This window comes from Halomonas beimenensis, assembly GCF_002549795.1.
GTDB classification, from domain to species: Bacteria; Pseudomonadota; Gammaproteobacteria; order Pseudomonadales; family Halomonadaceae; genus Halomonas; species Halomonas beimenensis.
Window position 1 is genome coordinate 455503 of record NZ_CP021435.1, and the last position, 21186, is coordinate 476688.

A 21186-nucleotide genomic window follows, 5' to 3' on the forward strand; every position below is an offset into this window, starting at 1 on the left:
GTTAGGCACTCCTCAAGACGATGTAGAGCGACAGGATCATGCAGACGGCGATGACGGCCCCGCGGATCATCGAGGCGAAGTCGCAGACGGGCTGCCAGTCGAGTTCAATCACCGAGTTGAAGGGGGCGGGCAGGGTGATCGCGGTCGGCGCCGGACAACTGCCACTGCCGAGGCCGATGTCGTAGTCGGGCAGGGAGTCGATGGTCTCCACCTGCCATTCGGGCTCTACCTCGCCGAACGGCGGGATCGGTTCCTGCGTGCTCTCATACATCGCTTCGTCGGCGGTCTTGCCGTCGGCATCGGTATCGGGGTTGGGCGGTTCCTTGCCTTCCAGGCTGGCGGCGACGTTCTCGGCCCAGGCCTTGGCCTTCTGACGGACCTCGGGTGGTGAGGAGCCCTTGGCGTCCTCGATGTCGTTCAGCTTGGGATCGATGGCGTCGTTGGTGTCGGCCCATTCCCAGGGGTAGGGAGATTCGTCGTCGAACCAGAGGTCGTCGACGATGGTGCTCGGCAGGTGCTCGTCCAGCTGGCCATAGTCCGACTCGGGGACGAGGACCGGCTCGGTTTCCAGCGTGGAATCGACCGAGCCGCCGGTGTATTCCGCCTTCTGAATCACCGGATGGAAATGCAGGGTGGGAAAGTAGCCGCCCTCCGGTTCGAGATTGGTGCAGTTGTTCACGAAGGGGTCGGAGGACTCCGTGTAGGGGACGGCATAGGTGTAGCCCATCCACCAGGCATCGTTGACGTACTTGGCGCCCCACTCCTGGACGGTATAGAGGGCGTCGGGGCACTGCGAGGACACACCAGGGATCTCGCTCCACTCGGACCAATCCGGAGAGGTGACGGGCTGGCTCTCGCCGGTGCCGGCCTCGTGGATGCCGTCCTGCATGGACCAGGCCCAGCCGGCGGCGGCGATGGCCAGTTGTAGGCCGGGATGCATCAACCCTCGGCCAAGGGCCGCGAGCGCGCCCTTGCGCAACGTGGAACGAGCCACAGGGACCACCTGCCGGGTATAGATCCGCTCGGCGGTGTTGACGTGCTGATACGCCACGCTGGCGGCGGCCTCGATGTACTGGCCGTTCTTCACGCCGGTGGCGGTGGTGGAGAGGATCTCGATGCCGTTGGTGTTGACGGCGGCTAGTGATGAAACAGGAGCCAGAAGGCCGGCAACAAGGCCAGCAATACCAACATACCGGGGGAAAGTTCGAGCATGGGTCATGGCCTCGGGTCCTGTCGGTGAATCGAAACGGGCCCCCGTAGGGGCCCGGGGGAGTGGGCGGTAGGGCTCGACCCGGTTCAGCGCATCACGCGGCGAATCAGGAAGAACACCATCACGGTGGCCAGCACCGAGAGCACGGCGATGCCGACGTCGGAGACGGGGCCGGTGGCCGATTCGATGGTGGTGACCAGTTCGGTGGTGTCGACCACCGGGGTCGCCGGCTCGGTGGCCAGGGCGGCCCCGGACACCAGGGCGAGGGGAGCGAGGGCGATGCGGCGGATCTTCTTGGCGACGAAGGTTTTCATAGCGGTTACCTCAAGTGGGCGTGGATTTGCTGGGCGATGGCCCGAATGGCCCAGGCGGCGGCCCAGACCATTCCGATGGCGAGGGCGACCCGAATGGCGTCCTCGACACTCAACCAGGGCTGCGTGCCAGCCCTGACGAGTTCGGCGGCGTCGACCCATTCCAGGGGCACCGAACAGGTGCCCGTGGAATCGTCGAAGTCGCGGCAGACCTGCACCTTCATGACTTGGCGGCCTGCTTGGGTTCGGCGGGAGCGGCCTGGGGCTGGCCGCTGGCGGCGGGCTTGCGCACGGCGATGGCGTGCATGGTGATCTTGCCGCCGGTGGTGCGCATCTCGGCGTCAATCTCCAGGTTGCACGGCATGTTCGCGGCGTAGGGGCGGATCTGGTCGAGGATCTCGTAGGGGGCCGAGATGGTGGCGACCTCGTAGCCGACGCGGTTCTCATTGTTGGCGTCGGCCTCGTTCATGACGGTGAGCTTGGCGCCCTTGACGCCGTTGTCCATGGAGTAGCGCATGGCGCCGATGACGCGGGCTTGGATGGTGTTGATCATGGCTGTGTCCTTCCTTTCTTGGCTGCGTGGCGTGTGAGCTGTTCGCAATGCTCAGCGAGAGCCGCTAGCTCGGTGGTTTCCGGGGACTGACCATCCAGCTCCCGGCTGTAGTACTCGGCGAGGCGGTAGAGGAGCGCGGCCTTGCCCGGATCCCGGCCGTGGAGGCAGCGGCTGGCCCGCTCCCTCAAGGCTCGGGGCTCCGGGCAGGGGTCCCCCTGCCGCGCCACCCTGCCCCTCGGTCGGGCCGCACGGCAGTCGCCGCCGTGGCCCCCGTCAAGGGCGCTCGCTGCGCTCGCCCCCTCGCCCTTGACGGGGCCCAGGACGCCGACTCGGGGAGCCGTGCGACCGATGGGCGACGGGTGACGGGCAGGGGAAAACATCAGTTGGCTCCAGAGCCTTGAGCGGCGGGCCGATCGGTGCCCAGGCCCAGGGCGTGCAGGTCGCCGCGCTCCAGGCGCTCGAGACCGTCCTGGATGAGCAGCTCGCCCAGGGCGGAGGGGGTGACGTGGTGCGTGCCGGCCTGGACGAGGTAGCGGCCGTAGTCGGCGGCGTCCAGGAACACGCGGATCGACTGTTTCTTGCCGGTGGCGTGGGTCATGGGGTGTTCCTCGGGTGGGGGTGGATCAGGCGCTGATGCCCTGGGAGTATCCGGGACGGGACAGGGGCAACGGCGCGGCGTCGTGAGCCGCAGGGGCCGGGACGCTACGGGGGGAATCGGAGGCCGGGGCGTCGTCCAGGGCGTAGGCGCCGAAGCCGAGGTAAAACGCTTCGTAGAAGGCTTCGTAGACGTGGACGGTGAAGCGCTTGGCGGCCTCCAGGGTGGCGAAGCCGCGAGCCGAGACGCCGCCGTCGTCACGGGTGACGATGGCGACCCCGGGGGGCTGGATGCCGTCGAGTTGGTCGGGAGTGATGCGCTTGCCCAGCACCACGTCCCAGCCCAGGAGGTCAGAGCCGAGGATCGTGGCGACGTCGTTGCCAGAGCAGGTGATGAGCTGGGCCTGGCCGCCGGCGACGATGCCGGTGGCGGCCTGGTAGCTGGGGGCGATGAAGTGGACGTCCAGGAGGGTGCAGCCTTCCCGGGTGCGTTCGTTCTCGAAGCGAATGTCAAAGCTCATGCCGGTGCCTCCGTGTTCCTGCCTGTCGCGATCTGGTCGATTCAGGCGCTGACGCCCTTCGGTTGTCGGGCTACGACCCTCACGAATCGGAGATTCGTTTCGGTTCGCAGCCTGGGGAGCAGGTCCTGGGCGGACGTTTTCACCCCAGACCCGAACCCCTGTTGGGCAGGGGACGAGGCAGCGTCGAAAAAAGGGGCCCGCTCGGTCGTCCCAGCCGGACGGGACAGGAGCAGCGGGGCGACGTGGCGGGCCAAAGGCGCGGGGACGCTACGGGGTGAAGCGGTGGCAGCCGGGGCGTAGGCACGGCGGACCAGGGACAAGGCGACCTCTCGGGAGGTGAGGCCGGGGGCGAACACGCCCAGGATACCGGGAGCGGTGGAGCGCTCCAGGAAGACGCCGGCGGGGGCGTCGGCCATGTCGGCGAAGAAGACGGTCCAGGTGCCGGTATGGCGGTTCTGGTCGATGTAGCCGGCTTCGCGGCCCTCGACCTGGAAGAAGGTGACGGTACCCAGGGAGTCGGTGACGGTGCGGAAGGTGATCATGCCCAGTCCTCCTGTTGGAGGCACTGCCGTTGCAGCAGGGCAATGTTGATCATGCGGTACTTGCCGACCTTCATGGCGGGCAGGTGACCGTTACGGATGTGGCCGTAGACCACCCCCTGTTCGAGGCCGGAGAGCTCGGCGAAACGCTCGATGGTCATCAGGGGCACGTTGGCCGGGACCTGGGGCGCTTGTGTGTCTTCCATGTCGTCACCTGCCTTTGGTTGCCTGTGTTAGGCTTCAGGTAGTAGTCAAAGCTGAAGGTATCCATATCTAGATACCGTATCTAAATCTGAATATATCCGGATATGACCGCATGTCAAGCGATCTTGGCAAAAAAGTTCGTGAGATCCGTGAAGCCGAAGGGCTAGGGCGGCAGGCTTTTTGTGACCTTATAAACGTTCCAAAACAGACGCTTATAAACGTAGAGACGGGTAGGAGTAGCCCCTCAGGGAAGCTTCTAGCTGAAGTGAGCAAGTGCTTTAGCAAGTACACGCTTTGGCTGATGACTGATCAGGCCGATGAGTCGTGTGGGCAGATCAGCCCGGAGATCGAGAAGGCGCGGCAGACGCTCAAGCAGACAGGGACGGATACCGACTAGCCAGGAAGGCTAGAGACAAATGGTTCCAGGGTGGAAGGCTTATTAGCGGTTAAGCTAATAATATGTCAGGTCTGGCTTTTAGGTTTAAATAGTTATGAGTGATTTGGGTGAGATGGGAGAGACCACCTTTCATAATCTGTGCGTCAGGACAGACATGGTGGCTAATAAGTCTCTTGTTGATAAGATGGGGTGGGATTTCATTGTGGAGTTCCCATTCGTTCCTGGCTGCTCACTGATTGATGTGCATAAGTCAGCAGCTGAATGTAAAGTTCAGGTTAAAGCAACAAGGGGTAGAAGTAAAAAAATAGATATATCTTTGTCAAACTTGCGTCGGCTTGCGACTACCCCATCTCCAGCTTTTTACGTTTTCATTGAGTTTGATGGGAAAGAGGAGGCGCAGCGCATATACGTTCTGCATGTTGATGAATCTTTAGCTTTCAAGATCCTGAAGAGAGTTTATAAAGAGATTGATGCTGGTAATGAAGATCGTCTTCATAAGCGGAAGATGACAATTAGATATAGCGAAGAGCATAGGCTGGAGAGTGTTAGTGGTAAAGATTTAAAGGATAAGCTGTTGGGAGATATTGGCGGGGATTTCTCGGCTTACGTAGAAAAGAAAAAGGAATATCTCCAGTCCGCAGGGTTTGAAAGTGGAAAGGTCACTATTGATTTTCAAACCAATGGGGTTGAGAGTGTTAAGTCCTTGATTGAAATGTCATTGGGAGCAGATAGGGAAGTAGATGTAGATAAGATCACTGGCTTTAAGAAGCGCTTTGGTTATAAGGAAAAGGACCCCATGCTGGATAGCCAAGGCGGAAAGCTAAAAATGCAAGATGTTAAGCCGGCTGCCCAGTGTCGCCTGGTTTTTAAAGATAAAAAAATCGCTCCTGGCTTTTCATTCCCATGTAAGTTTTTTACAACTCCAATTAATCAATTTGTGCCGGATGAAATGAAAGCGGCAAGAGTTGAAGGAGAGTTTTTTGAGGTTTTCATATATCCTCACTTAGGGAAGGCGAATTGTTCCTTTTCGCTTGATGCTGAAAAATTTTTGTCTTTGAGTGATCTGTATTCAGTTCTCTCGGTCATGCAGTGGGTCGGTGAAGACGGAAAGTTATTGTACTGTGATCTTGTTTTCGATGCTGAGAGCAAGATGGGGTTTAATGTATGTGGCAAGGAGATGGGGGTCTCTTATCTGAAAGAGATTGAAGCCGTAAGGAAGATAATCAGTGTTGTCGCGGACTTTGGGCTCTCCTCTGAAGTTAGCGCAAGGCTTGTTGATCTTGTTGAATATAAAGATCACATAATCGAGTTTGCTGAATACTGGAGTGGTAATGATAGAGATATAAATGTCGAGTTCAGGCTTAATGATGAGTCTTTGGATATTGACGCCCCTGTTGTGTGTGTTCTTATCTCAACCGCCCCAGTTGGAAACTATAAGTTAGGTGCTTTTTACACTCTTCAGGGGGAAGCGTGTAAAAAAGATAATGGAGTGTATGCGTTAAAGGATAGGCGGTTGGTGCTTGAAGAAAAAATGGCTGTTAAGCAAGGTGAAGCAGTAAAGCAAGAGGATCTAGATGAAGAAAAACGAAGAATAGAAGAAAAATATCACAAGCAAGGTTGTCATGTCATAGTGATTGAGTGAGCAGCTTCTGCCGTGTCAACAAAGCGTCAACCGAAGTGCCCAGAATAGGCAGGAGTTAGCAGGTATGGCGCTTTCAACTTCTTGTTTTTGCTAAATATTGGCATGCATTGGCATGCTCCCCCTCGCCTTCAAAATCCGCCGCCTTCACGGGCGTGTCGGTTCGAGTCCGACCACCGGCACCATTAGAATCAAGCACTTATCGCTTCCCCTCCCCGCTTGATTCCTCTCAGAATCCTTAGCCTTTCTACATTCTGTCTACACCACGCGCTTGCTACCGGGTGAGGTGAAGGACTGTTACCGGCCAAAAGTGTGATTAGCGCCATCAAATTAGCTTATTCTTAAATTTCGTCTGTTGAATTTCCATGGATTAATGAAGCTGTACCGCTTAGTCCCTTCTGTCGGTACATTAGTCCCCGCTTCAGCGGCCCGATGGGCCGCTTTTTCAGTCTTGCGCTTGGCCGGGATCCTGGGCGCGAGCTTGATGGCATCGCCCGGGCGACCCCTGTGCCTGCCCAGCGGTGGCGAATGGACTTGCGAGCCATCGTAGCCACACCGCCTCAAGAGGGCAGGATTCGTGCATAGCAGCGGAGCAAGGCGGCCGCCATGCGGTCCTCGCTCCAGCGTTCGGCGTAGGCCTTCCCACGTTCGCTCAGCCGCTGACGCAGTGCAGGCTCCTCGAGCACGCGATTGATCCTTTCGGCGAACTCTTCCGGGTCCTCACTCGCGATCAGGCAGCCCTCACCCTCCCGGAGGACGTCGCGAGTCCCCATCACGGCGGTGGAGACGACCGGCGTGCCCATCGCCAGGGCCTCGAGCAGTACCAACCCTTGGGTTTCGGTACGCGAACTGAACACGAAGATCTCCGCGGCGCGGTAGGCATCCTGCAAGGGACCGCAGCGTTCCAGGTAACCGAGGAAGGTGACCCTGTCGCCCACGCCGGTTCGCTCGGCCAGGCGCTGGAGGTCGACCTGGGCGGGACCCTCGCCGGTGATGACGAGTCGCACTTCCGGGTGTTGGGCGAGCACTCGAGGCAGCATCGAGATCAGGAAGCCGATGTTCTTCTCGTGGGCCGTCCTCCCCACGAACAGCAGCAGTCGGTCCGATTCGGCGAAGCCATAGCGTGATCGGAAGTCGGGATCCTCCTCAGGGGAGCGGAAGCTTTCCAGTGACAGTCCGGTGGGGATGACGTCGATCGGCGTCCTGGTCCCGTAGCGTTCCAGGGCCTCGCGCATGGCCCGGGAAGGCGCCACCACCCGGCTGACCCGATGGCACTGGCGCACCGTGAGCCGACGCGCGGCGAAGCGCAGCAGCTCCGCCGGCAGCCAGGGCACGTAGTGCTGCAGGTACGCCTCGAACAGGGTGTGATAGGTGATCACCACCGGGATGGCCAACCGCCGGCCGAACGCCAGGCCGGCCTGGTGGGCCACGAAAGGGGTTTGCACGTGGATGAGGTCGAAGTCCTCCTCGGCCAGGGCGGACCCCAGCCTCAGGAGGTCGCGATAGCGCATCATGCGATCCTCGGGGTCCCCCGGCACGCCTCGGGAGGCGATCCGCACCACAGCGGGTTCCTCCACCTGGCCCACCGGATAGGCGGGACAGACAAGCGTGACCGAGTGGCCGCGCCGTGCCAGTGCCCGGCGGAAGCTTTCGATGGAGGTGGATACCCCGTTGATCCGGGGAAAGTAGACGTCGGTGAGCATCAGGATCTTCATTGGACACGCCCAGGCCGGAGATCCTTGCCACCCTAAGGCGTCGGGATGACCGGGACGTGACGGTCGTGCGTGCGCGTCGTTGTGCTCCATGCCGCGCGTCGGCCAGGCCAGGCCGTCGACCCCGGGGTGGCGAATCCGGCCGCCCCGGCTCATGCCGGGCGGGCCATGAGCAGTGCATCGCCGTCCCGGCGGTGCAGGGCAGGATGGGGAACGATCCGGCGGCGGTCCACGACTCGGAAGCCGCGATGCGCATAGAAGGTGCGGGCGCCGGCGTTGCCCTCGAAGCAGATGAGCGAAAGGCGAGGTAGCGCCCGGTTGAGTGCGAGCGTATGGGCGCAATCCAGCAATGCCCCGCCGAGCCCTCTCGCCCTGTAAGGGGGGTAGACGGCCAGGCTCGAGACGTAGAGCGAGCCCGGATCCTCGAGTTCGGCATAGGGCCGCAGCACCGGATCGGCCTCGACATCCCCCGGCGCACGTTCGGACATCGGAAAGGCATGGATCATGCCCAGGATCTCCTGGCCACGGGTGGCGAGCAGGCAATTCTGGAAGGAAAAGGCCACGCCTTCGCGGGCATAGCGCCGGGCGCCGATCCCCTCGAGCGATTGGCCGGCGTCCGCCAGGCCCCCCCAGATGTAGGCGGCGAGCCCCTCCGAGGAGATCAGGAACAGCCGCGCGATCTCTATCGCATCCTCGCGCCGAGCCCAGCGGATATCGAAGCCGGGCTCGGTCGACTGACTCACCCATTTCATCGTTTATCACCTCCCATGCCGCGCAGGTCGTCCGCTCCGAGGTTTCGCCTCGATCGGGGCGGCGACGTGGCCGCCGCCCCGATCCTCTAGGCCGCCTGGCAGGCGACGCAGATCTGCTGGATATGCCGGTGATCGGTGCCGCAGCAGCCGCCGAGCACGTTGATGTGCGGGAAGCGCTGCAGGAGGCTGCCGTAGTCGGCGCCCAACTCCACCGGGTCGCCGCTATCGAGCTCCTCGGCCTCATCGAGCTCGGCATGGCTCTTCCTCGAGGCATTGCAACGCAATCCGCGAAGCCGCCGGATCCAGCCCTCGTTACCCAGCACGCCCGCGAAGTGACTCGGATGCGCACAGTTGATCATGTAGTAGGCCGGGCCCTTGCCGGTCGCCTCGTCGACGAGACCGATCGCCTCGGCCAGGGGCTGCCCGGTCGGCAGCCGCCCGTCGGTCTCGACCGTGAAGGAGATGACCACGGGCATGCCTTCGGCCTGGGCGGCGCGCACGATGCCGACCGCCTCGGGGACGTTGGTCGCGGTGATCGCGGTGATCATGTCGGCGCCCGCCTCGGCGAAGACCCGGGCCTGCCGGCCGTGATAGTCCTGCGCCTCCTCGGGCGTCATGACCTGGCCGGGGTCGTAGCCGTCGCCTCGGGGGCCGATACAGCCGCTGATCACGCAGGGCGTTTCTGGGGTTTCGAAGTCGGCACGAAGGTCGGCCAGCATGGCGATCGCCTGGCGGTTCGCCGCGTCGAGTTCCTCGGCCGAATACCCCAGCAGCTCCCCCCAATCCGGGCTCGACCGCCAGGTGGCGCTCTCCAGGATGAAGCCGGTGCGGTGCTCGCGCGCGATCCGCGCATGCCGTCGGAAGTAGTCACGCAGCACCTCGGTGCCGGCCTCGTCCTTCAGCAGATGAAAAGCCGCGAAATGCGGCAGGTTCTGGCCTTCATGGAAGATGAGCGTCGTCTCGATGCCCGCATCGGTCAGGAACAGGCCCCCGTCGAGCTGGGGCAGGTGATGTCGGTATTTCGCCATGTCATCGTCCTCTGGTGGGGCTTGGGAAGCCGGCTGGAGGACTCGGGCACGCTAGACTAGAAGCATGTCCGGTACTTCAGCCGTCTTTCGCCCCGTAAGGCGTGAGGAGGAGCCTCACGATGTGAGGTGCATGGCGATGGGTGCGGAGAATCATGGATCAAGGGCGGCGCCGATGATCGCCGTACTGCCATTCCGTGGCCATGGCGAGCCGCCTGGGGACGCGTCGTTCCCCCGTCTGGTCGGCGAGGCCCTCGTCGGTGAGCTGACGCGCTTCGGTGGAATCGAGGTGATCGCCGCGCAGTCGGCCGCCGCGGTGGCGGACCTGCCGGAGACCGAGGCGGCACGCCGGCTCGGGGCGGACTATGTGCTGACCGGACGGCTTCTCTCGGTGGGTGGGGCGCCGAGGCTCGGGGTCGCGCTGGTGGTGGGAGCCGATGCCACCCCCGTCTGGCACGAGACGCTCGAACTCCGCATGGATGACCTCCCCGGCGTGATCGACGAGGTGACCGCGCGTCTCGCGGCGACCTTTTCGGCACGGGTCTTCGGCGACGTGGTGCGGCGAAGCCGCCGCCGCTCCCCCGAGACGCTGGAGGACTTCGAACTGATCGCGCGAGGCGTCGCGCTTCTGAAGACCGGCACGCGTGAGGCGGACGAGGAGGCGCGTGGCCTCTTTCGGCAGGTGCTCGAGCGCGACCCCGATTCCGCCCCGGCGCTCGGCGGCATGGCGCTGTCCTGGTTCAACGAATGGAGCTGCGACTTCTGGGAGGAATTCGAGGACATCGGGCGGCGTGCCTACGGACTGGCACACCGGGCCCTGGCGCTCGATGATCGTGACCCCTGGCTGCACCTGGTCCTCGGGCGCATCCTGCTGTATCGACGGGAATTTGCCGCTGCCGCCTGGTACATCGATCGGGCACTCGCCCTGGCGCCGAATGATGCCGAGCTGCTGATCGAGCTGGTGCCGGCGGAGGTCTACCTCGGGCGACCCGAGATGGCGCAGGCTCACGCCGAGAAGGCGATGCGCCTCAATCCCTACCATCCCAACTATTACTACGCTTACGCGGCCTTTCCTTCCTTCGTGATGCGTGAGTTCGAAGCCGCCCTGGCGATCGCCGAACGTGCCGCCGGGGTGATGATCATCGACATTCCCGCCTTCACGGCCATCGCCAGCGCTCATCTCGGTCGATGGGGCAAGGCGCGCCATTTCCTGGCGCTGTTCGAGACCGAGTTCCGCCGCCGCATCACGCAGGGGCGCGATCCCGCCCCCGGTGAGGCCTTCGACTGGCTCATCGCCTACAATCCCTTCCGGCGTCAGCAGGACATCGACCTGGTCGTCGAGGGGCTGGGAATCCTGCACTCGGGATCGGGGGGACCCCAGCCGGGCGTTGTGCCCTCCACGGCATCCGGCGTCACACCGTCGACCCAGGTTCTACGCCGCGACGGCGATGGCTGGCGGGTCCATTTCAACGGCGAGGTCATGACGCTGCCCGACCTGAAGGGCATGCACGATCTGGCACGGCTGCTGGCGCGCCCGGGCGAAGAGTTTCACTGTCTCGATCTTGCCGGGCGGGGCGAAGCCGCCAGAGGCGACACGATGCTCGACGAGCGCGGTCGGCTGGAGGTCAAGCAGCGCATCCGGGATCTCCAGGAGGCACTGGCCGAGGCGGAGGACATGAACGATCTCGGCCGTGCCGAGCAGCTGCGCAGCGAGCTCGACCGGCTCGTCGAAGAGCTCTCCCGGGCGCTGGGGGTCGGCGGGCGAGGGCGAAGAATGGGCGACCTCGCGGAACGGGCACGCTCGACGGTCACCTGGCGAATCCGCCATGCGATTCGCCGCATCGGGAAGACCCACCCAGGCTTCCAACGGCACCTGGAGAATTCGGTGCGGACGGGAACCTTCTGTCGCTACCAGCCCGAGCGGCCTTGCCGGTGGGACGTCGCGACCTGAGGCCGGCGCACTCGTGTGGCCCCTCGCCGGCGGATGTCGTCACGGGGGCGACTGGCGAACTACCGGGCCTCGCGCCCCACGATGCGAGGCGTCTCCCAACGCCACCGGGGTATCAGACGGCAGCCCGGCTTCGGTCTGCCCTCGGCTACGGCGATGACAGGGAGAACTCCGATGACCGAGAGGAACAAGCGACTCGTGCGGGAATTCATCGATGCGGCAAACGGCAAGGATTGGGAGAGGTGCGGCGCAATGCTGGCACCGGGTTTCGTTCGGCACAGCAGCACCCATGGGCAGGCCGACATCGACACCAGGGAGCGATTGCTGAAGTATCTCCGGGCAGAGAGCGAGACCTTTCCCGATGGGCGGGAGACCATCAACTTCCTGGTGGCGGAGGAGGACAAGGTCGTCGTCCACTCCCGCTGCCAGGGGACCCAGCAAGGTCCCATGGGCTCCTTGCCGCCCTCGGGCCGGATCCTCAGTGCGGACTTGATCAGCATCTATCGGCTCGCCGATGGCCGCATCGCCGAGGTCTGGACCGAATGGGATTCGTTGACAGGCCTCATTCAACTCGGACACCTCGAGCCGGTCGGGTTGTGGAAACCGGATGACCGTGGCTGATCGCTGCCCGTTCCTCCGAACTCACGGCATCCCGGCGGTTTGCTGCGCCACCCGCCGCGAGGCGTCGCACGGCAGTCGAATCCTGGCGTGCCCCGGACCGGCGGCGGGTCACAGCAGGCCGGCCACCACCAGGGCCAGGGTGCCGCCGGTGAGGGCATAGGCGATCAAGACCAGCAGGCCGTCCTCGGCGAGCAGGGCCAGACCGAAGAGCGTCAGGGCCAGGCCGGCGCCGTTGGCGGTGAAGGGCACGAGCTCCATGGGCGGCATGGCCAGGCCGATCAGCAGACAGACCAGCGCGACGGGCAGGTGGGCCGGCGGCCGGGCCAGCCACATCAGGCGGGGCTTGAGCAGGCGATCGACCCAGCGGGCCGGTCGCTTCAGCCACTGCACCACGCGGACGAAGCGGGGGCGCGAGACCCGTCGATACAAGAGGCAGCGGGGGAGCCAGAGATGTTGTCGCCCCAGCAGCAGTTGGCCGGCCACGAGGACCACCAGGCTGGCCATCAGGGTCGGCACGCCCGGGATGTCGCCGACGAGGGGAGCCAGCGTGATCAGCCCGGCGATCAGCAGGAAGGGGGCGAAGGACCGTCGGCCTGCGGCATCCAGGATGGCTTCGAGGCTGACGTCGGCCTCATGCCGACCGGCATGTTGCACCCGCTCGAGCAGCATCGTCAGGTTGCGGGGGGCTGGGTGGCGGGAAACGTCGCTGGACTCGTCGACCATGGAGGATTCCGTCGATGCTCGGATGGCCCCCGGGATCGGGGCGATGCCAGTGTACTCCTCCCGCGATGCCGAGAGATAGCCGCCTGCCGCCTCCCTGTCCCTGGGCGGCGGGATGGCGTAAGCTGGTGGCTACGGCAGTCCTTCCCCCCCTGCGGGGGCGGGACTGTTTTCGTTGGCCTCCCGAGGGAGTGTCCGGGAGGTCGAAACACGGGAACAAGGAGGTCCCTGGCATGCCGGGCTCACCGCGGATCATCAATCGACTGGACGCCGAGCGACTGCAGTGTCTCATCGACGAAGGCGCCTGCGAGCGGGCCCTGGCAAGACGCCTGGAGGCGGAGCTCGCTCGGGGCGAGGTGCTCGACCCCGAGGAGATGCCCGATGACGTGGTCAGCATGAACAGCCGGGTCCGTTGCAGCGACCTGGAGACCGGCCGGTCACTGGACCGGACCCTGGTCTATCCGCGCTCCCTGGCCGACGTCGAGGATGGTGTCTCGGTGCTGTCCCCCGCCGGACTGGCGCTGTTCAGCCGGCGGGTCGGGGAGGTCGTGGACTGGCCCGAGCGGGCCGGCGGCGTCTCTCGCCTGCGCATCGACGCGATCCTGTGGCAGCCCGAACGGGCGAGACAATACCACCGGTGAGCCGTGGCCTCGTCATGACACAAGGAGAAGACCATGCCGTTTTCCCTCTGGATGTCCCTGGCCGCCGTCTGTGCCATGGGAGCCATGTCACCGGGGCCGAGCCTGGCGCTGGTGCTGCGCCACACCCTGGGGGGCGGGCGCCTGCCCGGCGTGATGGCCGCCCTCGCCCATGCCCTGGGGGTGGGGCTCTATGCCCTGCTGACCGTCTGGGGGCTGGGCGCGCTGATCGTCGGTTTCCCGACGCTGTTCCAGGTGATCACCTGGGCCGGGGCGGCCTATCTGGCGTGGTTGGGGATCAAGGCACTGCGGGCCGGCCGAGCCGGGGCCCTGCACCCCGACGCCATGGCGACCTCGGGGTGCCAGGCGGCTCGGGACGGCATGCTGGTGGCGCTCGGCAACCCCAAGCTGATCCTCTTCTTCGTCGCCCTGCTCAGCCAGTTCGTCACCCCGGACATGAGCCTGGCCGCTCGGGCGATCATCGTGCTGACGGCCATGATCATCGACGGTGGCTGGTACGTCCTGGTGGCCGTCAGCCTCTCCCATTCCCGGGTGCTGCCCTGGTTGCAGGCCCGGGCGCACTGGATCAATCGTGCCACGGGGCTGCTGCTGCTGTTGCTGGCGTTGCGCGTGGTGGCCGGGCCCATCGTCTAGGGGCCAACGGGGCGCCAGAGTGCGTGTCGCCGGTCGCCGGGCCATCCGACGGGCGGACGGCCCTGCGTTGACGGCAATCACGGCGGCGCCCGGGCCGGTTGGTCGACGGGCTGTTACGCTTGAGTGACTCTATCGACCGGATATCCCGCCCATGAACGCGTCTTCCTCTCCGGCGCTGGCGATGGTGCTCGAGGATGATCCCGACGCGGCCGCCGCCCTGGCGGTCCAGCTTCGGGTACTGGGAGTGGAAACCCGCTACTGTCGCCATGCGCATCACCTGGTCGGCGAGGTGCTGGCCCGGCGCCCGCAACTGGTCGTCATGGGCCTGGCCTTCGGCGACCAGGACGGCATCGCCGTGCTGCGACGCCTGGCCGAGTGCCGCTATGCGGGCAAGGTCCTGCTGCTCAGCGGGGTGGAGCGCAAGGTGGCGCGCATCGCCGAGCGGCTGGGCGAGGCACTGGGCCTCGACATGCTGGCCTCGCTCGACAAGCCCATGCGCCTCGCCGAGCTGCGCCAGCGGCTGAGCGGCCTGGGCCAGGCCTTGCCGGCCGGGCCCGAGAAGGGGCGCCCTCTCTTCCAGCACGACGAGCTGGAGCGCGCCTTCGAGCGCCAGGAACTCATCCTCCACTACCAGCCCCAGTTCGACCTGGCGACCCGTCGCCTCTCCGGCGTGGAGGCCCTGGTGCGCTGGGCACACCCGGAGGCCGGGATGCTGGCCCCGGGGGATTTCCTGCCCTTGCTCACTTCGGCGCAGGGCCGCCTGCTGACCCGGCGCGTCCTGCAGCTGGCCATGGCCGATGCCGCCCGGTGGCGGGAGGCGGGCGTCAATCTCTCGCTGTCGATGAACGTCACGCCCGATGATCTCCTGTGCCCGGAGCTGGTGTCCCTGGTCAGGGCCGGCTGGCATTCGGCGGGAGGGGCGCCGCTGGTGCTGGAAATCACCGAGTCCTCGTCCATGGAGGACGAGCTGCTGGGCAGCGAGGTGGCCACCCGGCTGCACCTCACCGGGCTCGAAGTCTCGGTGGACGACTTCGGCGTGGGGTTCTCGTCGCTGGCGCGGCTGCAGCTGCTGCCGATCAGCGAGCTGAAGGTCGATCGCAGCTTCGTCAGCCGCTTGCACGAGGACGTCCAGGATGCGGCCATCGTCGAGGCCGTGGCGTTGCTCGGTCGCCGGCTGGGCATCCGGGTGGTCGCCGAGGGGGTCGAGGACCTGGCCTGCCTGGCTCCGCTGGAGCGCTTCGGTTGCACCCATGTGCAGGGGTTCGGTCTGGCTCGTCCGATGCCTGCCTCGGAGGTGTTGGCCCTGGCCGAGGGTCCCTCGCCGCTGGCACGGGCCGGGGCGGTCGGCTAGCTGTGTAAACCCACCAGGTTGTTCACGGAAAGTCCCAGCCGACTAATCGGAGGCTGATAATTCGGACTGGCATGTGGCCGATGCCAGTTGTACTGGTGGAGCCAGGCGGGCAGATGCTCGCCTCGTTGCTCTGAGCTCTGATAAGACCAGGCATAGGCCCATTCGCGCAGGGCGGTTTGAATGAACCGCTCTGCCTTGCCATTGGTACGGGGCGTAAAGGGGCGAGTGCGCTTGCGTTTCAGCCCTAATCGGCGGCACAGGCGGCGGAATGGCTTGGACTTGTAGCATCCGCCATTGTCGGTCAGTACCCGGCTAAAGTGGACCCCCAGACGCCTGTAGTACCGCACGGCCTGCAGCAGCGCACGGCAAGCGCTCCACTTGGTCTCATCCGGCAGGATGGTGCTGAAGGCCACTCGCGAGTGGTCGTCGATGGCCACATGGACGTACTCCCAGCCAGCGCCTCGTGTGTTCTGCTGGCGATTGCCGGTGACACGATGCCCTGGGCGCTCGAAGCGGCCGAGCTTCTTGATGTCCAGGTGCAGGAGCTCTCCCGGGGCGTCATGCTCGTAGCGGTTCTCGAGAGGAGCGGGCGCCAAGACCGAGAGACGATTCAGCCCCTCGCGCTCAAGGAGTCGCGCGACCGTACTGTGTCCGATGCCCACCTGTTCGGCAATCTGGCGGTAGGTCTGGCGCTGCCGGCGGCGTGCGATGACCTGCGCGCGGATCGCGTCTGGGGTCTCATGAGGACAACGGCATGGGCGAGAAGAACGGTCCAGGAGACCGGCCTCGCCCTCGTCCCTGTAACGGCGTACCCACTTGTAGACCGTCCGCACACTGACGCCTTGCGCCTGGGCCACCTCCGCTGGCCGAAGCCCTTCCCTGATGACTCGGCGGACCAGCAGGGCTCGACCATGCACTGTGAGACGGGCATTCTTATGGGTGTTCATCCGGGCCTCCTGGAGGTTGGTTTGGGTCGCACCTCCAATTGTCCGGGTAGGTTCCGGATGAACAACCTACCGAGAGATCACAGCGGCTGTGCCAAGTTCGGCGCGCGGTTACACAAAGCCGCCTCAGTGGCTATTCCCACCAATGGGAAACAACCGGCAAGGCATCGCCCGCTAGCTGCAACGGCTCGCCGATGAGCGGAGTGACCAGTCGATACTCACGTCCTTGGCTGGCCGTCGCAATGCGCTCGAAGGGTTCCTGCCAGGTGTGCCGGGCGAGCGCGAACTTGCCAACATGGGCGGGCAGCAGCGCCGCGGCCCCGAGCTCTTCCGCCGCTTGCGCGGCCTCCTCCGGCGTCATGTGGATATAGGCCCAGCGCGAATCGTACTGGCCATGGTCCAATGCCACCAGATCGAAGCCGTCGAAGCGTTGCCCGATCTCGGCAAAGTGGGGCCCATAACCGCTATCACCACTAAATAGGAGCCGTCGCTCGGGGGTTTCCAGAGCGAAGCCGACCCACAGGGTCTGATTGCGCTGCAGCATGCGCCCTGAGTAATGCCGCGCGGCCAAGACATGCAACGTCAGCTCGTCGTCCAGTTCCAGGGTGTCGTTCCAGTCGTGCTGGTGGACGTTCTCGGGGTCATACCCCCACTGCTCGAAATAGGCACCTACTCCCAGGCCCGTCACCACTTTACCGACCTTGGATTCCAGCGCCGTGATGCTGGGATAGTCCAGGTGATCCCAGTGATCATGGGTAATCAGCAGGTAGTCGATGGACGGCATTTCCTCGGCGCTGTAGGGATTGGTGCCGGCAAAGGCGCGATTGGCGAAAGGAACGGGCGCGGCATCCACGCTGAATACCGGGTCGATCAGGATCCGCTTACCACCCAACTGCACGTAGTAGGAGGAGTGGCCCAGCCAGACCACCAGATCCTCATCGACATTCAGAGCGTGCAAGTCCGTTTTTACCGAGGGAATGTCGTCCTGCGGCCGCAGCCCTTCACGACTCGAACGAAGGTTCTCGACGAGCACCGACAGGAAGCTGCGATCCTCGGTGAACATCGGGGTCTCCACCAGGTTGCGGAAGGCGCCATCCACGTGGTTGGGAGAGCGCACAAGCGAGGCGTGAGCCTCGCCCTCGGGAAGATCGCCGAACTTGGGATGCTGAAGATAGGCCCACCCTCCCAGCAGCATTACACCGGCGAGAGTGCCGATCACCGTTACCATCTTCCTGAACTTCTTTTTCATTTCGACATTTCCTGATGGGCAACGCTCCGGCGAAACAGCGGATGCAATCAGGGCTGCGGGAATGTCCCGCAGCCCTGGCCGCCGGTTAACAAGCTTTCGCTGTTCAAACTGGCCGATGCAGGATCAGATCGGCTGAGCGGTGGGACGGAACAGGATCTCGTTGACGTCGACATCTTCGGGCTCGTTGATCGCGAAGGCGACCATGCGCGCGAAGCTGTCCGCCGGAATCGCGATCTGGCTGACGAACTCCTTGGTCTGCGTCTGGATTTCCTGGTCGCTGATATGCTCGAGCAGTTCCGTGGCCACGGCCCCGGGCGAGATCACGGTGGTGCGGATGTTGTAGGGCTTCACCTCCTGGCGCAGCCCCTCGGAGATCGCACGCACGCCGAACTTGGTCGCGCAGTAGACGGTCGCGTCGGGACCCATCTTGTGGCCGTAGACCGACGACACGTTGATGATGTGCCCGGACTTCTGCCGCTGCATGTGGGGCAGCGCCGCGGCGATGCCGTACAGCGTGCCCTTCAGGTTGACGTCGATCATCTGGTCCCACTCGTCGACTTTGAGCGCCTCGAGGGGGGCGAGCGGCATCAGGCCGGCGTTGTTGATCAGCACGTCCACCTTGCCGAAGTGCTCGACCGCGACATCGACCAGCCGCGTCACCTGCGCCTTGTCGGTGACGTCGGTGGCCATCGCCAGGGCCTGGTGGCCTGCCTCGGTGAGCTCCTTGGCCAGCGCATCGATGCGCTCCTGGCGGCGTGCGCCTAGGACAACGACGGCGCTCCGCTCGGCAAGGTGGCGCGCCGCCGCCTCGCCGTTGCCGCTGCTGGCGCCCGTGATGACGATTACCTTGCCTTTGACGTTGTCGATCATGTCATTTGCCTCTGTGTGTTCTGTTGAATGTTGCTTGTTCAGTGTTGAAGGGTCGCCCGACGCTCGTCGGGGTCACTGCGCGGCGTCCATGCGTTCGATCCGGGCCGGCAGCGGGCCCTTGGCTTCCAGCGCCGCCGTGCTGCCGTCGATCCTCCCCAGGCGAACCAGGCCCCGCGCATAGCCGAAGTCGCGATAGAAGATCGCCAGGTTGCCCCAGGGGGCGTAGAGGGTGATGTCGCCGACCTCGGGGTCGATGCCTGCCGGCGCGTCGTCGGTCGGCAGCGCGGCCGGCAGGTCGGCGATCTTCTCGATGCCGTGATAGTCCGCGAGGTCGAGCGCCAGCGGCAGCATGTCCGCGAAGGCGCGGGCGGCCGGGGTATCCTCGAGGGTCGCCGCGAGCGTCTGGCCTTCCAGGACGATCTGTATCTTCATGGGAATCTCCGTTGACGGGGCGCCGTCGGCCAAGGCTGCCGCCGCGTACGCGAGGGTGAAGACCGCCATGGCGGCCTTGAGGGCCTGGCGACGCATGGGATCAGCGCACCGTGTAGCCGCCGTCGACGGCCAGGGCGTGGCCCATCACGAAGGTCGAGCCGGGGCCGCACAGCCACAGCACCGGGTCGGCGATCTCCTCGGCGGTCCCCAGGCGACGGGCCGGGACCTGCTCCATCAGGATATCCATGGCCTCGGTCTCCTGCTCCTTCATGCCGGCGACCATCGGCGTATCGATGATGCCGGGGCAGACGGCGTTGATGCGGATGCCCTGGGCGGCGTACTCGAGGGCAGCGGTCTTGGTCAGGCCGTTCACGCCATGCTTGGCGGCATGGTAGGCGCCGCGGCCCGGCACGCCGACGAAGCCGCCGAGCGAGGAGCAGTTGACGATGGCACCGCTGCCCTGCTCGCGCATCTGGCGCAGCTCGTACTTCATACACAGCCACACGCCGCGCAGGTTGATGCCGTTGACGCGATCGAACTCCTCGCTCTCGAGCTCCGCAGTCTCGGTGGCGATCGACTGCACGCCGGCGTTGTTGAAGGCGGCATCCAGCGCGCCGAAGGCCTCGACCGTCTGCTCGACCATGGCCTTCACCGAGGCCTCGTCGGTCACGTCGCAGGTGATGGCCAAGGTCTGGGCGCCGTTGGCGGCCAGCTCGTCGGCGGCGGCCCGAACGGCATCGCCATTCACGTCGGCGAGCGCCACCATCGCGCCGGCCTCGGCAAAGGCCCTGGCCGTGGCCAGCCCCATGCCGGACGCGGCGCCGGTGACCAGTGCGACCTTGCCCGTGAAATCATGACTCATGCGTGCTCTCCCGAAGTAAGTGATGGAGAGGATGGTACGCCGGGTTGGCCAGCACAATTAGCCCGGACAATTTGCAAGCACTCATGATTGCGGCTCATCAATCACGAGCGATGGCCACGGCCAGCGCGATCACGGCGTGTCGCCGGCGTACTGCTCGTCGGTGACCGGTTCCATCCAGACGACGTTCTCGCCGTCCTTGAACTGCTGGATCGCCATGTGGGTGACCGCGGTGGTCTCGGTGGCGCCGTGCCAGTGCTTGACCTCCGGCGGGCACCACACCACGTCGCCCGGCTCCATGAGCCGCTTCTCCTCGCCCTCTTCCTGCACCCAGCCGGCGCCGTCGGTCACCACCAGTACCTGCCCTGCGGGATGGGTGTGCCAGTTGGAGCGCGCCCCCGGCAGGAAGGTCACCTTGCCGCCGTTGACGACAAACGGCGCCTCGTTGGAAAAGACCGGCTCGATATAGGCGGTGCCGGTGAACTTGTCGTCGGGGCCCATGAAGCCCTCACGAGTGCCGTTCTTGATGACCTCCATGCTCTGGGCGACGGCGCCGGTCGACACCAGGGCAGCGGTCAGGGCGATAGCGCTGAATCGGATCATGTGAACTCTCCACGAGTGGGGTAAGCGGCAAGCCTCGGGGCTGCCGGAATCGGTGGGTGGGATAGCCGAGGCGCGGCGAAGTCCCGGTAGGGACTACGCCGAGGGGGCCTCTCGTTCGATGTCATGGCGCAGCCAGACCACGCCGCCGGGCAGGGTCTCGCAGGCGCGCAGGCGAAGGTGCTGTCCCGCCGCAGGGCGGCTGCCCGGCGGGCCCGGGTGGTCGAAGATGGAGGGCTCGCCGTCGAGGCCATCCAGGGCCGGGCAGATCAGGATGCTCAGCGCATCAATGAGCCCCGCCGCCAGGAAGGCGCCGTTGGTGACCCCGCCGCCTTCGAGCAGCAGGTGCTCGACGCCGAAGGCCTCGCCGAGCGTGGCCAGCGCCGGGGCGAGGTCATCGCCGTCTGGCCCGGCGAAGAGATAAGTCACGCCGGCCTCGCGCAGCCGGGTGAGCCGTTGCTCCGCGACCCGCTCCGAGAGGATCACCACCACGTGGTCACCCTCGACGTGATCGGCCTCGAAACGCAGTCGGCCGCCGGGATCGATCGCCACGCAGAGATCACGGCCGGCGCGCGCCGCCAGGTGCGGGGGGCGCGAGCGCGGCGCCTCTAGCCGTTCCGCCTCGGCGTGCTCGGAGTGCTCGGCGACGAATTCCGCCATGGTCCGGCGCCCGACGATCCAGCCATCGGCCTTCAGCCGGCTCGCCGCCGCCTCGTAGTGGCGCGCCACGAGCTGGTCGATCCGGCCGTCCGCCGGGCCGCCCCAGCGCTGTGGATGGAGACGACCGTCGAGGGAGGTGATCATGTGGCAGGTGATGCTGGGGCGCATGTCGTCTCTCCTGGG

General features: G+C 64.9%; 26 protein-coding genes. 7 read left to right on the plus strand and 19 right to left on the minus strand.

Annotated features, from left to right (window positions below; all coding sequences use genetic code 11):
- Position 1: 1 nt before the first annotated feature.
- The 8 genes from BEI_RS02185 to BEI_RS02225 all read right to left on the minus strand — a co-directional run bounded on the left by BEI_RS02185 (position 2) and on the right by BEI_RS02225 (position 3934).
- Complete coding sequence (locus BEI_RS02185) at positions 2-1219, minus strand: virulence factor TspB C-terminal domain-related protein (protein WP_153045753.1); 1218 nt, start codon at positions 1217-1219, stop codon at positions 2-4.
- Between the two features lie 77 nt (positions 1220-1296).
- Positions 1297-1524, minus strand: a complete 228-nt coding sequence (locus tag BEI_RS19100) for a major capsid protein (RefSeq protein WP_097787971.1) — start codon at positions 1522-1524, stop codon at positions 1297-1299.
- 5 nt (positions 1525-1529) lie between these two features.
- Positions 1530-1745 carry a hypothetical protein gene (locus BEI_RS19105; protein ID WP_097787972.1) on the minus strand — a complete coding sequence of 72 codons (216 nt, stop codon included), beginning with the start codon at positions 1743-1745 and terminating at the stop codon, positions 1530-1532.
- On the minus strand, positions 1742-2074 hold the full coding sequence (locus BEI_RS02200; RefSeq protein ID WP_097787973.1) for a hypothetical protein: 333 nt from the start codon (positions 2072-2074) through the stop codon (positions 1742-1744). The genes BEI_RS19105 and BEI_RS02200 overlap by 4 nt, the downstream gene beginning before the upstream one ends.
- Before the next feature lie 379 nt (positions 2075-2453).
- Entirely contained in the window at positions 2454-2672 is a 219-nt protein-coding gene (locus tag BEI_RS02210) for a hypothetical protein (RefSeq protein WP_097787975.1), read from the minus strand.
- A 25-nt stretch (positions 2673-2697) separates the two neighbouring features.
- Positions 2698-3189, minus strand: coding sequence for a hypothetical protein (locus BEI_RS02215; RefSeq protein WP_097787976.1), 492 nt, complete (start codon positions 3187-3189; stop codon positions 2698-2700).
- A gap of 41 nt (positions 3190-3230) precedes the next feature.
- Complete coding sequence (locus tag BEI_RS02220; RefSeq protein ID WP_097787977.1) at positions 3231-3731, minus strand: hypothetical protein; 501 nt, start codon at positions 3729-3731, stop codon at positions 3231-3233.
- The gene (locus BEI_RS02225) at positions 3728-3934 is read right to left on the minus strand and encodes a helix-turn-helix domain-containing protein (protein ID WP_097787978.1); all 207 of its coding nucleotides are present in this window, start codon (positions 3932-3934) and stop codon (positions 3728-3730) included. Before BEI_RS02225 ends, BEI_RS02220 begins: the two co-directional genes overlap by 4 nt.
- 110 nt (positions 3935-4044) lie before the next feature.
- Between BEI_RS02225 and BEI_RS02230 the strand changes: the two genes are divergently transcribed.
- Together BEI_RS02230 and BEI_RS18880 are read left to right on the plus strand one after the other, a co-directional pair.
- Positions 4045-4329, plus strand: coding sequence for a helix-turn-helix transcriptional regulator (locus BEI_RS02230; RefSeq protein ID WP_097787979.1), 285 nt, complete (start codon positions 4045-4047; stop codon positions 4327-4329).
- 154 nt (positions 4330-4483) lie between these two features.
- On the plus strand, positions 4484-5971 hold the full coding sequence (locus BEI_RS18880) for a hypothetical protein (RefSeq protein WP_153045755.1): 1488 nt from the start codon (positions 4484-4486) through the stop codon (positions 5969-5971).
- 557 nt (positions 5972-6528) lie between these two features.
- Here the strand turns inward: BEI_RS18880 and BEI_RS02235 are convergent.
- The 3 genes from BEI_RS02235 to BEI_RS02245 form a co-directional block, all read right to left on the minus strand.
- Positions 6529-7683, minus strand: coding sequence for a glycosyltransferase (locus tag BEI_RS02235; protein WP_097787980.1), 1155 nt, complete (start codon positions 7681-7683; stop codon positions 6529-6531).
- Positions 7684-7832: 149 nt separating this feature from the next.
- Positions 7833-8432 carry a GNAT family N-acetyltransferase gene (locus tag BEI_RS02240; protein WP_097787981.1) on the minus strand — a complete coding sequence of 200 codons (600 nt, stop codon included), beginning with the start codon at positions 8430-8432 and terminating at the stop codon, positions 7833-7835.
- An 86-nt stretch (positions 8433-8518) separates the two neighbouring features.
- Positions 8519-9460, minus strand: a complete 942-nt coding sequence (locus tag BEI_RS02245; RefSeq protein ID WP_097787982.1) for a homocysteine S-methyltransferase family protein — start codon at positions 9458-9460, stop codon at positions 8519-8521.
- Between the two features lie 172 nt (positions 9461-9632).
- On the opposite strand from BEI_RS02245, the gene BEI_RS02250 reads away from it, so the two are divergent.
- On the plus strand, positions 9633-11408 hold the full coding sequence (locus BEI_RS02250) for a hypothetical protein (protein WP_097787983.1): 1776 nt from the start codon (positions 9633-9635) through the stop codon (positions 11406-11408).
- A 171-nt stretch (positions 11409-11579) separates the two neighbouring features.
- Positions 11580-12026: an ester cyclase gene (locus BEI_RS02255; protein ID WP_227644545.1), complete on the plus strand. Its 447-nt coding sequence runs from the start codon at positions 11580-11582 to the stop codon at positions 12024-12026.
- 108 nt (positions 12027-12134) lie between these two features.
- Here the strand turns inward: BEI_RS02255 and BEI_RS02260 are convergent, their stop codons facing one another.
- Positions 12135-12749: an exopolysaccharide biosynthesis protein gene (locus tag BEI_RS02260; RefSeq protein ID WP_097787984.1), complete on the minus strand. Its 615-nt coding sequence runs from the start codon at positions 12747-12749 to the stop codon at positions 12135-12137.
- A 230-nt stretch (positions 12750-12979) separates the two neighbouring features.
- Between BEI_RS02260 and rnk the strand changes: the two genes are divergently transcribed.
- The 3 genes from rnk to BEI_RS02275 all read left to right on the plus strand — a co-directional run bounded on the left by rnk (position 12980) and on the right by BEI_RS02275 (position 15389).
- On the plus strand, positions 12980-13387 hold the full coding sequence (rnk, locus tag BEI_RS02265; RefSeq protein WP_097787985.1) for a nucleoside diphosphate kinase regulator: 408 nt from the start codon (positions 12980-12982) through the stop codon (positions 13385-13387).
- A gap of 33 nt (positions 13388-13420) precedes the next feature.
- On the plus strand, positions 13421-14038 hold the full coding sequence (locus BEI_RS02270; protein ID WP_097787986.1) for a LysE family translocator: 618 nt from the start codon (positions 13421-13423) through the stop codon (positions 14036-14038).
- A gap of 151 nt (positions 14039-14189) precedes the next feature.
- Positions 14190-15389 carry an EAL domain-containing response regulator gene (locus BEI_RS02275; RefSeq protein WP_097787987.1) on the plus strand — a complete coding sequence of 400 codons (1200 nt, stop codon included), beginning with the start codon at positions 14190-14192 and terminating at the stop codon, positions 15387-15389.
- Here the strand turns inward: BEI_RS02275 and BEI_RS02280 are convergent.
- The 7 genes from BEI_RS02280 to BEI_RS02310 form a co-directional block, all read right to left on the minus strand.
- Positions 15386-16336 carry an IS481 family transposase gene (locus BEI_RS02280; RefSeq protein ID WP_097787988.1) on the minus strand — a complete coding sequence of 317 codons (951 nt, stop codon included), beginning with the start codon at positions 16334-16336 and terminating at the stop codon, positions 15386-15388. The two genes, BEI_RS02275 and BEI_RS02280, sit on opposite strands and share 4 nt — an antisense overlap.
- 130 nt (positions 16337-16466) lie before the next feature.
- On the minus strand, positions 16467-17582 hold the full coding sequence (locus tag BEI_RS02285) for an MBL fold metallo-hydrolase (RefSeq protein ID WP_097787989.1): 1116 nt from the start codon (positions 17580-17582) through the stop codon (positions 16467-16469).
- 123 nt (positions 17583-17705) lie between these two features.
- Positions 17706-18452: an SDR family oxidoreductase gene (locus BEI_RS02290; RefSeq protein ID WP_097787990.1), complete on the minus strand. Its 747-nt coding sequence runs from the start codon at positions 18450-18452 to the stop codon at positions 17706-17708.
- A 72-nt stretch (positions 18453-18524) separates the two neighbouring features.
- Entirely contained in the window at positions 18525-18884 is a 360-nt protein-coding gene (locus tag BEI_RS02295) for a cyclophilin-like fold protein (protein WP_097790971.1), read from the minus strand.
- 100 nt (positions 18885-18984) lie between these two features.
- On the minus strand, positions 18985-19746 hold the full coding sequence (locus tag BEI_RS02300) for an SDR family NAD(P)-dependent oxidoreductase (RefSeq protein ID WP_097787991.1): 762 nt from the start codon (positions 19744-19746) through the stop codon (positions 18985-18987).
- Between the two features lie 129 nt (positions 19747-19875).
- Complete coding sequence (locus tag BEI_RS02305; RefSeq protein ID WP_193765143.1) at positions 19876-20346, minus strand: (R)-mandelonitrile lyase; 471 nt, start codon at positions 20344-20346, stop codon at positions 19876-19878.
- 93 nt (positions 20347-20439) lie between these two features.
- Positions 20440-21171, minus strand: a complete 732-nt coding sequence (locus BEI_RS02310; RefSeq protein WP_097787992.1) for a RibD family protein — start codon at positions 21169-21171, stop codon at positions 20440-20442.
- Positions 21172-21186: the final 15 nt, after the last annotated feature.

What these genes read in the sequence shown, in the direction of transcription:
- BEI_RS02310 (WP_097787992.1), bottom strand. Translation starts at nt 21,171, where the DNA reads ATGCGCCCCAGCATCACCTGCCACATGATCACCTCCCTCGACGGTCGT.
- BEI_RS19100 (WP_097787971.1), bottom strand. Translation starts at nt 1,524, where the DNA reads ATGAAAACCTTCGTCGCCAAGAAGATCCGCCGCATCGCCCTCGCTCCC.
- BEI_RS02240 (WP_097787981.1), bottom strand. Translation starts at nt 8,432, where the DNA reads ATGAAATGGGTGAGTCAGTCGACCGAGCCCGGCTTCGATATCCGCTGG.
- BEI_RS02300 (WP_097787991.1), bottom strand. Translation starts at nt 19,746, where the DNA reads ATGAGTCATGATTTCACGGGCAAGGTCGCACTGGTCACCGGCGCCGCG.
- BEI_RS02235 (WP_097787980.1), bottom strand. Translation starts at nt 7,683, where the DNA reads ATGAAGATCCTGATGCTCACCGACGTCTACTTTCCCCGGATCAACGGG.
- BEI_RS02220 (WP_097787977.1), bottom strand. Translation starts at nt 3,731, where the DNA reads ATGATCACCTTCCGCACCGTCACCGACTCCCTGGGTACCGTCACCTTC.
- BEI_RS02250 (WP_097787983.1), top strand. Translation starts at nt 9,633, where the DNA reads ATGATCGCCGTACTGCCATTCCGTGGCCATGGCGAGCCGCCTGGGGAC.
- BEI_RS02270 (WP_097787986.1), top strand. Translation starts at nt 13,421, where the DNA reads ATGCCGTTTTCCCTCTGGATGTCCCTGGCCGCCGTCTGTGCCATGGGA.
- BEI_RS02280 (WP_097787988.1), bottom strand. Translation starts at nt 16,336, where the DNA reads ATGAACACCCATAAGAATGCCCGTCTCACAGTGCATGGTCGAGCCCTG.
- BEI_RS02230 (WP_097787979.1), top strand. Translation starts at nt 4,045, where the DNA reads ATGTCAAGCGATCTTGGCAAAAAAGTTCGTGAGATCCGTGAAGCCGAA.
- BEI_RS02210 (WP_097787975.1), bottom strand. Translation starts at nt 2,672, where the DNA reads ATGACCCACGCCACCGGCAAGAAACAGTCGATCCGCGTGTTCCTGGAC.
- BEI_RS02305 (WP_193765143.1), bottom strand. Translation starts at nt 20,346, where the DNA reads ATGATCCGATTCAGCGCTATCGCCCTGACCGCTGCCCTGGTGTCGACC.
- BEI_RS02295 (WP_097790971.1), bottom strand. Translation starts at nt 18,884, where the DNA reads ATGAAGATACAGATCGTCCTGGAAGGCCAGACGCTCGCGGCGACCCTC.
- rnk (WP_097787985.1), top strand. Translation starts at nt 12,980, where the DNA reads ATGCCGGGCTCACCGCGGATCATCAATCGACTGGACGCCGAGCGACTG.
- BEI_RS02285 (WP_097787989.1), bottom strand. Translation starts at nt 17,582, where the DNA reads ATGAAAAAGAAGTTCAGGAAGATGGTAACGGTGATCGGCACTCTCGCC.
- BEI_RS02185 (WP_153045753.1), bottom strand. Translation starts at nt 1,219, where the DNA reads ATGACCCATGCTCGAACTTTCCCCCGGTATGTTGGTATTGCTGGCCTT.
- BEI_RS19105 (WP_097787972.1), bottom strand. Translation starts at nt 1,745, where the DNA reads ATGAAGGTGCAGGTCTGCCGCGACTTCGACGATTCCACGGGCACCTGT.
- BEI_RS02260 (WP_097787984.1), bottom strand. Translation starts at nt 12,749, where the DNA reads ATGGTCGACGAGTCCAGCGACGTTTCCCGCCACCCAGCCCCCCGCAAC.
- BEI_RS02200 (WP_097787973.1), bottom strand. Translation starts at nt 2,074, where the DNA reads ATGATCAACACCATCCAAGCCCGCGTCATCGGCGCCATGCGCTACTCC.
- BEI_RS02215 (WP_097787976.1), bottom strand. Translation starts at nt 3,189, where the DNA reads ATGAGCTTTGACATTCGCTTCGAGAACGAACGCACCCGGGAAGGCTGC.
- BEI_RS02290 (WP_097787990.1), bottom strand. Translation starts at nt 18,452, where the DNA reads ATGATCGACAACGTCAAAGGCAAGGTAATCGTCATCACGGGCGCCAGC.
- BEI_RS02225 (WP_097787978.1), bottom strand. Translation starts at nt 3,934, where the DNA reads ATGGAAGACACACAAGCGCCCCAGGTCCCGGCCAACGTGCCCCTGATG.
- BEI_RS02245 (WP_097787982.1), bottom strand. Translation starts at nt 9,460, where the DNA reads ATGGCGAAATACCGACATCACCTGCCCCAGCTCGACGGGGGCCTGTTC.
- BEI_RS02275 (WP_097787987.1), top strand. Translation starts at nt 14,190, where the DNA reads ATGAACGCGTCTTCCTCTCCGGCGCTGGCGATGGTGCTCGAGGATGAT.
- BEI_RS18880 (WP_153045755.1), top strand. Translation starts at nt 4,484, where the DNA reads ATGGTGGCTAATAAGTCTCTTGTTGATAAGATGGGGTGGGATTTCATT.
- BEI_RS02255 (WP_227644545.1), top strand. Translation starts at nt 11,580, where the DNA reads ATGACCGAGAGGAACAAGCGACTCGTGCGGGAATTCATCGATGCGGCA.